Below are 14,164 nucleotides of genomic sequence, written 5' to 3' on the forward strand. Positions count from 1 at the left end.
CATAAGTGATTTGTTCATATTGTTCCATTGTATCAAAAAAAGGGGGCTCCCGAAAACAGGAGCCTCCCTTTTCATACTCTCTATTACGTTCATGATGATTGACAGCAGCTGCTAGTAAATTAGATGAAGGAAATCCTCTTCCGTGATCCCGCCAAAGTATACCGGGATTTCAATATCTTTCAGCTTTTCTGCAATTGCGGCACGGTCATATTTCGTCCCGACCAATAATTGCGCGACCTCATCTACATCACCGACACCAAAGAAATCTCCGAAAATTTTCGCCTCTTCAATAACACCTTTATTCACTTCTAAGCGAATATCCAGGCTTCCTGAAGGGTAACGCTTCGTTTTTTGAATGTTAAAGCGCGGTGATTTTCCGTAATTCCACTCCCATAACTGGTAACGGTTTTTTGAAATTTCATGGATGTTTTCCCAATCTTCTTCGGTAAGCTCGTAATATTGAATATTTTCCTCGCCACCGAAAATAGATTTTAAAATTTCCATACGGAACTCTTCTACTGTAATTTTTTCTGGAAGGAAATCAATGATGTTCGCAACACGCGAGCGAACTGATTTAATTCCTTTTGATTCGATCTTGTCCTGCTTTACTTTAAGTGAGTTCACGACAGCATCAATATCCAGATTGAACATTAGTGTCCCATGACTGAACATGCGGCCGCGCGTTGAATATTGGGCATTGCCCGAAACCTTTTTCCCTTCAGCCAAAATATCATTACGGCCTGAAAGCTCTGAATTAACCCCCAGTTTTGCAAGTGCATCAACAACAGGCTGGGTGAATTTTTTATAGTTGCTGAAGCTGTTGCCGTCATCCTTTGTCAGGAAGCTGAAATTCAGATTGTTCAAATCATGGTAAACTGCACCACCGCCGGAAAGGCGACGTACGACAAGGATTCCATTTTCTTCAACGTAATCTGTGTTGATTTCTTCGATCGTGTTTTGATTTTTTCCGATGATAATCGAAGGCTGATTAATATAAAACAGTAAAAAATCATCCTTTTCGATATCCATGTTTTTCAGTATATACTCTTCTATTGCCAGGTTAATACGCGGATCTGTAATTCCTTTATTATCGATAAAATACAAGAGGCTCACTCCTTCAAAAATCGTCCATTTATATTTTAACTTAAATTAGGCATTTTGTGTTGACGAATTAAATCTGTTATAATACAATACAATATATAAACAGAAGTAGTATAACAGAAACTTAAAGGAGGCATGCACAATGTTAGAAAACGTAGTGGAATTTTTCAAGAATTTACCTGATAAAATTTGCGTTCAATGCGGTGATAAAATCGAAGAACAAAGCGAGTGCTACAGCAACAATTGTGATAAATGTAACTCTCTTTAATTCTTTACACACTGTTTAATTCGTATTACTGACAACCTTCATCTTAGGACTAGGATGAACCTATAATAGCTTACATTTTTATTGTAAACCCCGCTCAATGTTTACAATAAAAAATACGATTCGCTAAATAGCGAATCGTTTTTTTATGGTTACAACTATAAAGATTAAGCTTCCTGTACTTTTGAATAACGGCATCTGTATAGAAGCGCACAGAACGCGAACGAGATTGCTCAATGCCTCGGTTTTTTCTGTATAAAAAAGCATGGATTCAGGGGGAAAACCCGGATCCATGCTTTTTCATTTTATAGTTCTGTATGTTGTTTTGAATAACGTTTTTTATAAAGCAATGCAAAGTAACCGAACGTGATTGCTAAGCATGATATCATAACTGCACCTAAAATCGACCAGTTGAACATTAGGAATGATGTATCACCAGTTGAAATGGCTGCTTTGAAGCCTTGTACAGAGAATGTCATCGGTAAAATTTTATTGAAGAAATGCAATTGCTCTGGTACTAGCTCAATCGGGAATGTCCCTGCACTTGTTGTTAATTGAAGAATCAACACGACGATGGCAATAAATCGTCCTGGATCACCAAACACAGACACAAGCAATTGAACCATAGCTAAAAATGTAAAGCTAGTTATAATTGTTGTCAGAATGAACTGCGGCATATTATTTACCTCAAGTCCAAGCCCCCAAACGACAATTGCAATCGTTATAAATGATTGCACCAATCCAACACCGATTAATACAGTTACTTTACTTACAAACCAGCTTGCACTGTTTTTCGGGATAACGGCTGGTTCAACAAATGGGAATACAATCGAAATTAATAATGCCCCAACGAATAATCCTAAAGAAATAAAGTATGGTGCAAAACCTGTACCATAATTCGGTACATGGTTTACTGAATCTTTTTCGACTTCCACTGGAGAACCGACCATATTGTACGTATCTTCAGTCGGATTTACAGCGGCTTTTTCGCCAGCTTCCGTTAACTTTTCAGATAAAGTTGTCGTACCATCCTTCAACTCTTTCGTACCATCCGCTAAAGTAGTAGAACCTTGTGCTAACTCACCTGACTTTTCTGCCAACATGCTCGTACCGTCATATAATTTATTCGAACCATCCACTAATGTGTTCAAACCTTGTGCTAATGTGTTGGCGCCAGTTGCCGCACTTGATGCACCTGCCGTTAGTTCATTTAGTTTTCCGGCGATTGTCGTATTGCCTTGTGCTAATGAATTGGCACCCTCTATTAGCTGTGCTGAATTTTGCTGCAATTGTGCAACACCTGAAGTTACTTGTTGTTGCCCTGCATTTAATTTACTTGCACCTTCACTGATTGCCGCGATTTTATCGTCCAATCCATTTGTTCCTGCATGCAGCTGACTTAAACCGCCACTTACTTGTTTACTGCCTTCTTGCAGCTGCCCTAGTGCGGCTTTTAATGCTGCTTGATTTTCTTCAGGCAACATAGGTAATATCGCTTCCAGTTGACCCGCCAATTGATCCATACCGCCGGCTACATTAGCTGAACCATCTGCGAGCGCTTTTACTTTGTCATCGATATTCGCTGTACCTTGTGTTAATAATTTCAGGTTTTCAGCTAAGCTCGCCTGACCGGATGTAAGGTCCTTTTGTCCGTTTGCTACTTGTGCAACACCATCAGTATAGCTTTCAATACCTTGCTGCAATTTATTGGCGCCATCTGCTGCAGATTTTGCTCCTGCTTCGAGTTGGCCGCTGCCATCCGCAATTTTTGCTACTCCTGCCGCCAGATCGGAAGCACCTTTCGCAGCATTTTTAGCACCAGCAACTAAAGCGTCAGTACCATCAGATAATTGAACAGAGCTTGATGCCAATTGTTCTAAATAGCCTTTCAGCTCATCAGCGCCAGCCGCCAGTTTCGCGGCACCTTCATCCAGTTCCCCTGCTCCATCTGCTGCCTCGGTAAAACCGTCACCAAGCTGTGTAATGGAATCAAATAATTTTTCGGCATATGTTGCTGAAACTTGCGTATTTACTTCCGCTTTAATACGATCCATTGCAGTTTCACCAATTTGTGCACCTAAAAAGTTGAAGCCTTCATTTGGAATATAATCAATAACCAATTTTTGTGGTTCATCATCTAATAATGTAGTTGCATGCTCTGAGAAGTTTTCCGGAATTTTAATTAAGATATAATATTTTTGATCCTTTAATTTTTGGTCCGCTTCCTTTGCATCAACTTCCTCAAACCTGAATTGCTCGCTATCTATCAGCTTATCGACCAATGTTTGACCGAGCTCCATTGTTTCCTCATCCATCACAGCACCTTTGTCTTCATTGACAACGGCAACCGGCAAATCCTTTAAATTGGCATATGGATCCCAAAATGCCCATAAGAACATCCCGCTGTACATAACAGGAACAAAAAGAACGGCAATAACTGAAATAAGCATTTTCTTTGTTTTAAAAATCTTCAGCCATTCTGCTTTTATCACACTAATTTCCTCCTTATAAAACTATATGACCAATATCGTCATTTGGTCATTTCATGGTAAAAAGAAACCACTTCACTAGGAAGTGACTACTACTTTTTCTTTGCCAAACCACGGAAAATGGTTTCGCTGAATAATGTCAGAATTTCTTGTTCGTTGAGTGGTTCATTATGTGTCAACTGCCAGTCTACAATAAAAGCCAAATACGATTTAAACAATAAAAAGGCTACATGCTCAGGATTACATTCAATGACCTCATCTTTTGCAATGCCGTTACGAATGCGCATCGAGACGTATGAAATGATTTCCGACTCGATTTTCAACAGCATTTGCTGTACTTCAGGAGTGCCCAGTGCTCTTTCCTCATCTATTAGTTTGGCAAACAGTAAATGACGTTCACGGAACTGCAGCATTTTCATTAATGCTGTATGGGCATTTTGCATAAAGCTCGCATTTACATCGATTAGCTGATCTGTTTCGCGTTTCATTTCACCGATTAAATGGAATACAACTTCCTGAAACAGCTCTTCTTTATTTTTAAAAAAAGTATAAATAGTCCCTTTTCCTACATTTGCAATTTTTGCAACTTGTTCAATCGTTGTTGCTTTATAGCCAAATAATGTAAAGGATTTTGTAGCAGCTATTAAAATTTCATGTCGACGATCCATAAATCCACCTCCTCAAAAAAGTGACCAAAAGACCACTTCGGTCATCCAGTCACTATTATACACCGTTCTTCTCATATTGCAATATTTAATGATTATGATCTTCTTCTTTTTCTTCGTCATGTTCCATCGAATTAGAGCTTGTATCTTCCAGCACTTTGCTCATATCAGGGTTGCCAACAATTAGCTCCTGTTTGGGCATCACGTGCATTCCGCGCGCCGTCGTATGGGCAAACATATAATATACGCCATCATGGTCAAATGTATAGTCAGCGACATAGATTCCGTCTTCTGTCAGTTCTCCGTCCAGCATCTCCCCTTCATCACGAAGTCCTGATTCCCATACTTCAAACTTCACTTCTTTCGCATCATTTACCGCTTCTTCTTCTTGAGTAACACGTGCCGATAGCTGTATCGTTTCCCCTACGTTTAACTGTTCTGCTGTTTGAATATCCACTTCGACGATTGCCGGCACCTCGGCAGTATCAAGTGTTTCCACTTCGGGGTCATCGCCACATGCTGCCAATAAAAAAGGGACTGCTACTAAACTGTAAAACCATTTTTTCATCATTAAATCTCCCATCCTTGTTAACTATTATGTATTTTAATGCAATCTTTCCCCATCCTTACTAGCGTACTAAAAAATACGTACAGATGCATAGGATAATTAAGATAAATTTGTGAACCATTGAAAAATTATCCAAATAAAAATGCTGCACTAAAAGCGTTCACCTTTAATACAGCATTCTGTTCAATTAGTCTATTGAATTATTACATTGCTACTTTTGACTCTGCAAACTGGCTGAGTAATTGCTCGGCAGTATTTCTCCCTTGCAATACACAGTCCGGAATACTAATTCCCTCATAGGAGCTTCCTGTTAACAAGACATTCGGAAACTCTTGATAAAATTGTTCTTTCATAGTAGACATGCGCAATTCATGACCAATTGTATATTGAGGCATTGCTTCTTTCCAGCGGGCAACTGTTGTCAGTAGCGGCTGGGCATTCAATCCCACTGCCCGCTCTAAATCTTGCAATACAATTTTTTCAATTTCACTGTCGGGCAGCTCTACAATCGATTCGTCCCCTACACGGCCAATGTACACTCTAAGGAGTTCCTGGCCATCCGGTGACACATTATCCCATTTCCGGTGACTCCACGTGCAGCTTGTAATTGCAAAATGACTATTGCGTGAAACGAAGAAGTTAAGTGCATCTTCATATTTCTGCATTGAACCTTTTTCAAATGCCATCGTAACCGTGGCAATTGTGGCATAATTCATATCCGGAACTTTCAGCATTGTCGTTGAGTCCGGGAAGATTTTTTTCGTTACATTAAACGGTGTCGTCACGACGATTTTATCTGCTTGAATCGACGTTCCATCATTCAATTCTACAAGATGGGTATCATCATTATTTTTTTCAATGGAATTCACTTTCAATCCTTTTAAAATCGTTACATCGGTTAAAGCTTTTTCCAATGATTCAATTAAGGATTCCAATCCATTTTCAAATGATTCGTAATGTAGTTCACCTGGAGTATCCACGAGTGCGTAAATACCTTTTCCGGTTTTTTTCATACCGAGCAATAAGCTGCGATATTCTTTTTCCAACTGATAAAACTGCGGGAACATCGATTGCATGCTAAGATGGTCGACATCACCTGCAAAAGTACCCGCCAACACCGGCTCAACTAAATTTTCGACCACTTCTTTACCAAAGCGACGATTGAAAAATTCACTAATCGGTTCGTCTGCAGCATGCGGTAATTTCGGCAACAACAAATCTCCTGCTGCACGGAATTTCCCCATTAAAGATAGAACATTCGATGTCATAAACGGGAGGATTTTAGGTGACCCTCCGAGCAGAATATTACTCGGAATTTGGTGTAACTTGCTACCAACTGCGATAAATGTTCGACCATAATTATTTTGAATCATCTCATGTTCGATATTTAAATCACGTGCCAACTTTCGGACACTGCTACCTGTATCAAAAAACGATTCAGGCCCACGTTCGATAATATATCCATTTTGACGTACAGTATGGATTTTACCACCTAAACGTAGTGACGCTTCGATCAACACGATATCTATCGGTAAATTATGCGCCTTCGTTTTTTGCTGTAAATAGTATGCCGTCGTTAAACCAGTGATCCCACCGCCAACGATAACAACCTTCTTCCTTTTTAAAGTCACCCTCATCATCACTCTCTACTATTCCGCTAATTTTTTATTGATAGCATCTACCATTGCATCAATGAATAAAGGATGTGTATTTGGCATTGTCGGGCGATAATAGCTTGCACCGATTTCGTCACATACAACTTTACACTCAATATCATTATCATAGAGCACTTCTAAATGCTCTGTAACAAATCCTACTGGTGTATAGATGAATGCTTTATAACCTTTTTGCTCAAATAATTCCTTTGTTAAATCCTGTACATCCGGTCCTAGCCAAGGCTCGGGTGTTTGTCCAGCTGACTGCCAGCCTACTTCAACGTTTACAATATCAGAAGCCTCTTCAATTAAACGTGCTGTTTCAACTAACTGTTCTTCATACGGATCGCCTGCAAGTTTAATTTTTTCCGGCAATGAGTGGTTTGATACGATTAAGCAAGCATTTGCGCGCTCTTCTTCTGTCATTTTTGCCAGCTCGCCATTCACGGCATCTTTCCAGAATTCAATAAACTTCGGTTCGTCATACCATGCTTCAACAGAAGTAATATTTAACGTACCACCTAACTTTTCAGCTGCTTCTTTCGCTCGTCCATTGTACGATTTAATTGAGAAAGTTGAGAAGTGTGGTGCTAAAACGATCGATACTGCTTCAGTAATACCTTCTTTCACCATTGCTTCTACTGCATCTTCAACGAATGGTTCAATATGCTTTAAGCCGATAAATACTTTATATTCCACTTCGTCCTGCACTTCGTTTAAACGCGCACATAATGCATGGGCTTGTGCTTCCGTCATTTTCGCAAGCGGAGAAATACCGCCGATTGCACGGTAACGTTCAGTTAAATCGTCCAAATGTTCCTGGCTTGGTTTACGGCCATGACGAATATGTGTGTAATAACGTTCAATATCTTCTTCTTTATATGGCGTACCATAAGCCATCACTAATAAACCGCGTACTTCTTTCATGTAAGTTCACCTCTGCATGTTTTTTAACACGTTTCTTTTTTAGTAAGTTATTAAAGATTCTTCATCTTAATAAGGGGTTGATTTACATTCCGGGTCGGACGCTTTCCGCGGGCATGGCCTTACACGAACGTCTCAGGCGTCGGTGCTCCTGCCACTTCGCTTTCGTCGCAAAATAAATTTTGCTGTTCCCGCTGGAGTCGCCTCCCCTCCATTCCAATCAACTTTTCATCTATCTAGTTTTCTCACCTTCATCGGTGAATAATCATATTTATATTAGTATTTGTATTATGAACGTTTTGCAATTTGTTCGCGGCTGTATTCGTGTACAAATGTAGTTAGTCGTTTTAATACAGCTGGATCTACTTCCGGGAAGACGCCGTGGCCTAAGTTGAAAATATGTCCGCCTGTATGCGCTAAACCTTGATCGACAATATCTTTCGCTCGTGCTTCGATTACGTTCCAGTCTGCCAGTAATAATGTAGGATCCAAGTTCCCTTGTACCGCTTTTGTTACGCCGCGTGCTTCTGCTTCACGAATCGGTAAACGCCAGTCCAACCCTACTACATCGACTGGCAGGTCATGCCATTCATTTACTAAATGCGATGCACCTACACCAAACTGGATTAACGGCACATTCAATGCGCGCAATTCAGCAAAAATGCGTGTCATCGTCGGTTTGATAAAAATACGGTAATCTTCAACATTCAATGCTCCAACCCAAGAATCGAAAATTTGGATTGCTTTTGCACCGGCTTCTACTTGTGCTGTAATATCCACAATAATCATATCAGCCAGTTTTTCCATTAAAGCAAACCATGCTTTTGGCTGCGAAACCATGAATGATTTAGTTTTAGCGTAGTTTTTGCTTGGGCCGCCTTCAATCATATAGCTCGCTAGCGTAAACGGCGCACCGCCAAAACCGATTAACGGAACATTTAACTGTTCTGTTGTTAACATTTTAATTGTCTCTAACACGTAAGGTGTATGCTCCTGTGCATTGAACTCACGTAAGTTTTCCACATCAGCAGCTGAACGGATCGGATTTGAAATAACCGGACCAATCCCTGCTTTTATTTTTACATCAATTCCCATTCCTGGTAAAGGGGTAACGATATCTTTATAAAGAATCGCTGCATCTACATTGTATTGCTCAACAGGTAAATGCGTTACATAAGCACATAACTCCGGCTGCATTGTAATCTCTTCTAATGAATATTTTTCTTTTATTTCACGATATTCTGGCTGTGAACGGCCTGCCTGGCGCATAAACCAAACTGGTGTATGTTCTACTTGCTCACCGCGAGCAGCACGTAATAATGTGTCATTAAATTTCATCATTTTTGATTTCTACCCCTTAAAGTAAATTCTTTTTTATTCTATACCTTAAAAACGTCATTGATATCCATCATCGACTATAAACTTTTCATAAATATTTGTATAGATTTCTTGAATAAATGTCATAAATTTGTCTCTTCTGCTACAGAACTTTTTGACAAATGGCTTGAACATCTTTATAAATGGAAATAATAGTGTAAAGGAGGTCAGTCATATGAATTTATATGTAACTTCAGGAACACCTGACTATATGGAAAATTTAATTGCAAAAAACCCACAGCACCCTTTAATTTTATTACACGGAAATGGTAATTCAGTGGTGTTGCATGAAACAGAGAACAAATCTATTTTCGCAGTACCCCGCAAATTTGAAGTCATTGCTCAAGATGGACAGTTTACACAAAAGGGCTATTATACTTTTTTCAATATGCCCATTATGTCAGATGAGCGCCCGGTTTTCGAGAAAAAAGCTCTCGATGTCATCCCTGCTTTGAACTCCAATGACGCTGTAATTGCCTATCGTTTACTGCGTCCGATTAAAGCAGAAACCTATTTATTTATTATTCAATGGGGCGGGCCTGCTTCTTATGAAGTTTGGAAAGGCAGCAATGAGTATAAGACTTCATTTGCCCCTATCTTTGAAGGCACGACACAAGTGTTACAGTCGATGTTTAACTCATCATCCTATATTACGACATATAGTGCAGCTTCAAAAGAATAATGCTTTTATAAAAAATGCTACGATTGTGTTTCGTAGCATTTTTATATAAAATAATACATATTTAAATATTTCGTTTTCCGAACTATTCTGCTTCTCACTAAACAAAAGGCGGTTATTATGTGAAAATACAAATTCAGTTGTTTAAAGCTTTCTTTGTTTCAGGAATTCTTGGATTCGGGGGAGGTCCGACAATCATTCCATTGCTTCATAAAGAAGTGGTTGGAAAATATAAACTTATGACAGATGATGATTTTTCTGATGTGTTATCGATTGGAAACACATTGCCTGGTCCAATTGCGACAAAGATGGCAGGCTATATTGGTTACCGGATAGGGGGTTTTCTCGGATTAATTAACGCTCTGTTTGCTTCGGTTATGCCTACTGTACTTTTAATTATTTTATTATTAAATTCATTAAACCAATTCAGTAACTCTGACTTTATCAACAACATGTCTAATGGCGTCATACCCATTGTGACAGTGATGATGGGGATTTATGCATTTGACTTTTTAAAGAAATCGCATAAAGCTTTAGGTCTAAAAATCAGCGCAATTATTTTCGTGTTCAGTTTTATAACAATTGTTGTATTCGATCTCCACCCTGGGATTATCATTGGTTCCCTCTTAATATTGGCGTTGGCATTGCCCAATAAAGGAGGAAAAGAACAATGATATTTTGGGAGCTTTTTATTGCATTTTTAATACCGAACCTTTTGGCATATGGAGGCGGGCCTGCTTCAATCCCGTTAATTGAACATGAAGTGGTAGACAGGTATGAGTGGATGACGCAAAGTGAATTCAGTGAGTTTCTTGCTTTGGCAAATTCATTGCCCGGTCCTATCGCAACGAAGATGGCGGGTTATATCGGCTTTGAAGTTGGTGGTATTTTAGGGAGTATTATAGCGTTATTTGCGACAGTAGCCCCTACCCTGATTTTGATGATCACACTTTTGAATCTTCTACAAAAATATAGAGATTCGCCTAAAGTAATGCGGTTATCAAGCTTTGTATTACCTGCAATTGCCGTATTATTAATTACATTAACATTCGATTTCGCCAAGTCTTCCTATGAATCAAATAAATTAATTCCAACGATTTTAATGATTGTCGGCAGCTATATTGCTCTAGAAAAATTCAAAGTTCCTTCTATTATAGTAATCGCCGCCGGATTATTAATTGGCGGATTTATATTATAATTAAATTTGATTTATTTCATTATTGAACGGCTAAAAAAAGCTAATCCCCACTTAACAATTAAGAGGGGATTAGCATTAGCCTTTTTTAAACTTCATTAATATGAATAATTATTTTTCCTAAAGCATTTCTACTTTCCATGAATTGATGAGCTTGTGGTGCATGCTCAAGTTGAAACTCTGCGCCAATATGGATTTTCACTTTATCTTCAGCGATTAACGAAATTACCTCTTTTGAGACTTCCATCAATAATTGTGGTTGATCATTACGCATTGACCCAATACTATAGCCTAAAACAGATCGACAGCTAGAATGTAATAAATGTGATTTTATATTTGCTGGTGTTCCACTTGAATCACCGAATATTACAAGCCTTCCGTATTTTTTTAAATAGTCGAAGGAGTTTTCAGTAACTTCACCTGCAATTGAGTCAAGTATAATGTCAACTCCATTTCCGTTCGTATATTTCATAATTTTACCAGTTGCATTCTCCTCGTTCAAAACAACAACATAATCTGCTCCTGCTTTCAGGGCCTCCTGTACTTTACTTCTTCTACTTACTGTACCTATTACATATTTAGCACCTAAACATTTTGCAATTTGAATAGCTGTTGTTCCTACTCCCCCTGCAGCTCCATGGATAACTATTGATTCGTTTTTTTCAAAGCGCGCTACTCTTTTTATTAAATAGTACGCTGTGAATGCTACGAGTGGGGCTCCATGAAATTTCCTGTAATGTTGAGCAGGAATTGGATATGTTAACATGGCATCTGCTACTGTGTATTCGGCATATGAACCTTTTTTAGGAAATGCAATAACATAATCTCCAACATTTGTATGTTGAACTTGCGAACCGATTTCCTCAACTATCCCTAAAATTTCTAAACCTATAATTAATGGTGGGGGGCCTGCTGCATGATATTTTCCAATTCGAGTTTTAATATCCGCAAAATTAACACTCGTTGAAATCACTTTAATTAGTACTTCATTGTCATTTGGTACAGGTTTTTCGACTGTTTTAACTTTTAAAACATCTGTATCTCCGAATTCATCTATTAATATCGCTTTCAACAAACCCCTCCTACCTTTTCTAAATAATTTATAAGTTGGCTGTGCTAATTTTCAGCACAGCCTATACACAAAAAGGTTACTACCACTGCCTATAGCAGTATTCAACTAGTAACAAAACTCAACAACTGAACATGAACTTTACATAGTTGGGGGCCATGTGAGTATGGATGAGAAATACTGAAGAATGATTCTTTATGAAGTCAAGCAGTATAAAACTTCAATCACTCTTTCACTCAATTTGGCTATCCAGTTTTGTTTCTAAGGAATTCGAAATTTTATTATTAAATAATTATTTCTACTATATTAATTTATATACAATAAAGCCAAGTCATTAAATCGAAAATAGCCGGTTGTTCGGCTTCAGCTTAAATCCGGAATAATATTGTACAACCTCTGCAATCGTTAACTATTGATTAATTGAAAAACAAATTGTAAGTATGTATTTATTAAGGGTTTTAGTTACAGGTCCTAACTGTCATTCCTCAATTTTTTAACATATTACGCCATAATCGCCTTTGAAAAATGCATCTTTCCCTTTATATAAAAGCACCTGATTTGTATTTGCGTAAATTGATAATAACGCCGCCTGTATGGGCACGTAATAATTGTTTAAAAAGCTCCATATCTCCGACTTTCAGTGCTTCATATAGTTCTTGATGTTCTGAAATTGACTTTGCTAACGATTCGCTCAATTCAAAATGAATGGCTTGTATTCGCATTAAACGTAGGCTGATTTTATCGTATACATCTCGAATAATGGTGCTTCCTGAAAACTCAATCAAAATGCTGTGAAAGGCGAAATTTAAATGCGTATACTCGATAATGTCTTTACACACAGCCATCTGTTCTGTAATCGTTTTCATTTTTTCTAAAAGTTTTTCATTGCTACTAGGATTTTCGATTTTCTCAGCAGCCATATACTCCATCTGATTACGTACATCCAGCAAGTCTTGTATTTCAATTTCGCTATATTCTCTTACATATGCTCCTTTTCGAGGAATACGATCAATTATTCCTTCCGTACCCAATAAATAAAAAGCTTCACGGACAGGCGATCTGCTTAAATTAAACTTTTCTGCATAAGTCGTCTCTACAATCTTTTCGTTCGGTTTTAATTCACCCAATAAGATTTGTTCAAATAACTGCTGCGCAATGGAATTAGCTAAAGGATTGTATTGATCTGATTTAAAATAATCTCTCACTATGAACACCACCAAACTGTATACTGTATACAATATACTATTATACATTTTTAGATTTTACAACAAATAATTCAAAATTTTCTTTAAAATTCACTTTTATTGTATTTAATACGGCGTTCCTCTTCAAAAAAATCAAAAATGACAAGTAGTTTTCTCTACTTGTCATTGATTGTTTTTGCTAAATAATTCGCTTCTAGAATAAGAGAGGCCACTTTCAAGGATAATTGCAAGATAAAATGTAATCGCGTCTCGTGTAATTTTTTTAATCTGATGATTGAATCCCGAACATTTACTACAGCTGATAAATGATAATCTCCGACAAGGGGTAAAATTTTCATTGCATACTTTCCCGGACGTAATGCGCCTTGTTTAAAAAAGATTTTTCCAATATGCCTTTCGTTGGCAACACTTGCATCAATGGCGACAATAATTGGATTATCATATTTTATTTTTACCATTTCCAGAACTTGTTTTAAGTTAAGTGCATCTACCGGATGTTCTATCGTACCATACACAGGAAAGGAAAATTCTGATTCAGTTAAATACTTACCAACAAAAGGGCCAAATGAATCTCCAGTTGATTGATCGGTTCCAATACAAATAAAAATGATTTGGTCTTGTTCATGTTTTAGGAACATTTCAATCAGCATTTCTTTCACATCATCTAAATGTTCATAATTTTCCAAGTTACTTTCGATAAGTTCCTCTGACCTTTGCTCTTTTCCGTGCTCCATATTAAAATCCTCATTTCAAAGTTTTTAAGGTGAAAAAAATTTTTTATGTTTTTTTGAGTAGCCACTAAATGTAGAAAAAATTATTTTTAAAGTTAAAATTTTCCCTATTCTGACCTGCAAATACATTTTATCAATAAAACATCCGCTTAATACGTCCCCATTCTTTTCTACTTATTGGATATACTTAACCCTTTATATAAAGTAATCTTTTTTCACTATAGCTAAAACGTCGCAATCC

At 37.8% G+C, this 14,164-nt stretch carries 14 protein-coding genes; 4 read left to right on the forward strand and 10 right to left on the reverse strand.

The window, feature by feature from the left end; genetic code table 11:
- Nucleotides 1-111: 111 nt before the first annotated feature.
- Nucleotides 112-1,104: a lipoate--protein ligase gene (locus tag MHH44_RS17850; RefSeq protein ID WP_008406440.1), complete on the reverse strand. Its 993-nt coding sequence runs from the start codon at nucleotides 1,102-1,104 to the stop codon at nucleotides 112-114.
- Nucleotides 1,105-1,243: 139 nt separating this feature from the next.
- On the opposite strand from MHH44_RS17850, the gene yhfH reads away from it, so the two are divergent.
- Nucleotides 1,244-1,369 carry a protein YhfH gene (gene yhfH, locus MHH44_RS17855; protein ID WP_008406441.1) on the forward strand — a complete coding sequence of 42 codons (126 nt, stop codon included), beginning with the start codon at nucleotides 1,244-1,246 and terminating at the stop codon, nucleotides 1,367-1,369.
- Nucleotides 1,370-1,671: 302 nt separating this feature from the next.
- Here the strand turns inward: yhfH and MHH44_RS17860 are convergent, their stop codons facing one another.
- The 6 genes from MHH44_RS17860 to hemE all read right to left on the reverse strand — a co-directional run bounded on the left by MHH44_RS17860 (nucleotide 1,672) and on the right by hemE (nucleotide 9,008).
- Nucleotides 1,672-3,858, reverse strand: a complete 2,187-nt coding sequence (locus tag MHH44_RS17860) for a YhgE/Pip domain-containing protein (RefSeq protein ID WP_340799258.1) — start codon at nucleotides 3,856-3,858, stop codon at nucleotides 1,672-1,674.
- 89 nt (nucleotides 3,859-3,947) lie between these two features.
- Entirely contained in the window at nucleotides 3,948-4,523 is a 576-nt protein-coding gene (locus MHH44_RS17865) for a TetR/AcrR family transcriptional regulator (protein WP_014822752.1), read from the reverse strand.
- Between the two features lie 85 nt (nucleotides 4,524-4,608).
- Entirely contained in the window at nucleotides 4,609-5,088 is a 480-nt protein-coding gene (locus MHH44_RS17870; protein ID WP_340799259.1) for a FixH family protein, read from the reverse strand.
- Between the two features lie 203 nt (nucleotides 5,089-5,291).
- Nucleotides 5,292-6,725, reverse strand: a complete 1,434-nt coding sequence (hemY, locus tag MHH44_RS17875) for a protoporphyrinogen oxidase (RefSeq protein ID WP_008406446.1) — start codon at nucleotides 6,723-6,725, stop codon at nucleotides 5,292-5,294.
- 12 nt (nucleotides 6,726-6,737) lie between these two features.
- Entirely contained in the window at nucleotides 6,738-7,670 is a 933-nt protein-coding gene (gene hemH, locus MHH44_RS17880) for a ferrochelatase (protein WP_008406448.1), read from the reverse strand.
- Between the two features lie 285 nt (nucleotides 7,671-7,955).
- Nucleotides 7,956-9,008, reverse strand: a complete 1,053-nt coding sequence (gene hemE, locus MHH44_RS17885; RefSeq protein WP_008406449.1) for a uroporphyrinogen decarboxylase — start codon at nucleotides 9,006-9,008, stop codon at nucleotides 7,956-7,958.
- Between the two features lie 211 nt (nucleotides 9,009-9,219).
- On the opposite strand from hemE, the gene MHH44_RS17890 reads away from it, so the two are divergent.
- From MHH44_RS17890 to MHH44_RS17900, 3 genes are all read left to right on the forward strand, one after another.
- A complete protein-coding gene (locus MHH44_RS17890; protein ID WP_065216716.1) occupies nucleotides 9,220-9,726 on the forward strand; it encodes a Target of RNAIII-activating protein in 507 nt (168 codons plus the stop codon).
- A 119-nt stretch (nucleotides 9,727-9,845) separates the two neighbouring features.
- A complete protein-coding gene (locus tag MHH44_RS17895) occupies nucleotides 9,846-10,397 on the forward strand; it encodes a chromate transporter (protein ID WP_340799260.1) in 552 nt (183 codons plus the stop codon).
- The gene (locus MHH44_RS17900) at nucleotides 10,394-10,921 is read left to right on the forward strand and encodes a chromate transporter (RefSeq protein WP_340799261.1); all 528 of its coding nucleotides are present in this window, start codon (nucleotides 10,394-10,396) and stop codon (nucleotides 10,919-10,921) included. Before MHH44_RS17895 ends, MHH44_RS17900 begins: the two co-directional genes overlap by 4 nt.
- 85 nt (nucleotides 10,922-11,006) lie before the next feature.
- Here the strand turns inward: MHH44_RS17900 and MHH44_RS17905 are convergent, their stop codons facing one another.
- The 3 genes from MHH44_RS17905 to yyaC form a co-directional block, all read right to left on the reverse strand.
- Entirely contained in the window at nucleotides 11,007-11,990 is a 984-nt protein-coding gene (locus tag MHH44_RS17905; RefSeq protein WP_340799262.1) for a quinone oxidoreductase family protein, read from the reverse strand.
- Between the two features lie 536 nt (nucleotides 11,991-12,526).
- Nucleotides 12,527-13,192: a GntR family transcriptional regulator gene (locus tag MHH44_RS17910; RefSeq protein ID WP_340799263.1), complete on the reverse strand. Its 666-nt coding sequence runs from the start codon at nucleotides 13,190-13,192 to the stop codon at nucleotides 12,527-12,529.
- Nucleotides 13,193-13,347: 155 nt separating this feature from the next.
- Nucleotides 13,348-13,926, reverse strand: a complete 579-nt coding sequence (gene yyaC / locus MHH44_RS17915; RefSeq protein ID WP_082990860.1) for a spore protease YyaC — start codon at nucleotides 13,924-13,926, stop codon at nucleotides 13,348-13,350.
- Nucleotides 13,927-14,164: the final 238 nt, after the last annotated feature.

Origin of the sequence: Solibacillus sp. FSL K6-1126 (assembly GCF_038003445.1) — a bacterium.
Lineage (GTDB): Bacteria > Bacillota > Bacilli > Bacillales_A > Planococcaceae > Solibacillus > Solibacillus silvestris.

Bases quoted from the DNA above. Each gene is read 5' to 3' on its own strand.
- MHH44_RS17865 (WP_014822752.1), bottom strand. From the start codon at position 4,523: ATGGATCGTCGACATGAAATTTTAATAGCTGCTACAAAATCCTTTACA.
- yhfH (WP_008406441.1), top strand. From the start codon at position 1,244: ATGTTAGAAAACGTAGTGGAATTTTTCAAGAATTTACCTGATAAAATT.
- MHH44_RS17870 (WP_340799259.1), bottom strand. From the start codon at position 5,088: ATGAAAAAATGGTTTTACAGTTTAGTAGCAGTCCCTTTTTTATTGGCA.
- MHH44_RS17900 (WP_340799261.1), top strand. From the start codon at position 10,394: ATGATATTTTGGGAGCTTTTTATTGCATTTTTAATACCGAACCTTTTG.
- MHH44_RS17890 (WP_065216716.1), top strand. From the start codon at position 9,220: ATGAATTTATATGTAACTTCAGGAACACCTGACTATATGGAAAATTTA.
- yyaC (WP_082990860.1), bottom strand. From the start codon at position 13,926: ATGGAGCACGGAAAAGAGCAAAGGTCAGAGGAACTTATCGAAAGTAAC.
- hemE (WP_008406449.1), bottom strand. From the start codon at position 9,008: ATGATGAAATTTAATGACACATTATTACGTGCTGCTCGCGGTGAGCAA.
- hemY (WP_008406446.1), bottom strand. From the start codon at position 6,725: ATGAGGGTGACTTTAAAAAGGAAGAAGGTTGTTATCGTTGGCGGTGGG.
- hemH (WP_008406448.1), bottom strand. From the start codon at position 7,670: ATGAAAGAAGTACGCGGTTTATTAGTGATGGCTTATGGTACGCCATAT.